General features: G+C 69.5%; 1 protein-coding gene. It reads left to right on the top strand.

Annotated elements, in window-relative coordinates:
• The coding region (gene trmD / locus SB754_RS19260) for a tRNA (guanine(37)-N(1))-methyltransferase (protein ID WP_410784021.1) at nucleotides 1–459 on the top strand (459 nt) is incomplete at both ends.

The raw sequence follows: 459 nt of genomic DNA, 5'->3' as shown, positions 1-459 counted from the left end.
CGTGGGGCGAGGCCCTCGACGAGGTGCTGGGCGACGACGCCGTGCTGATCGTGCCCACACCGTCGGGCGAGGTCTTCACGCAGAGGACGGCGCGAGAGCTGGCGGAAGAGGAACAGCTCGTCTTCGCATGCGGACGCTACGAGGGCATCGACCAGCGCGTGCTCGATCACTACGCCTCACGCGGTCGCGTGCGGCTGGTCAGCATCGGCGACTACGTCCTCAACGGGGGCGAGGTCGCGTCGATGGCGATGATCGAGGCCATCGGCCGCCTCATTCCCGGCGTCGTCGGGAATCCGGAGAGCCTCGTGGAGGAGTCGCACGAGCTGGGGATGCTCGAGTACCCGATCTACACCAAGCCCGCCGAATGGCGGGGCCTCACGGTGCCCGAGGTGCTGCTGGGCGGCCACCACGCGAAGATCGCCGACTGGCGCCGTGCGCAGTCGCTGGAGCGGACGCGAG

The sequence above is a fragment of the Leifsonia sp. SIMBA_070 genome, from assembly GCF_046534635.1.
Lineage (GTDB): Bacteria > Actinomycetota > Actinomycetes > Actinomycetales > Microbacteriaceae > Leifsonia.
The sequence above is the reverse complement of the archived record's forward strand: the minus strand, read 5'-3'. Positions and strand labels throughout refer to the sequence as shown.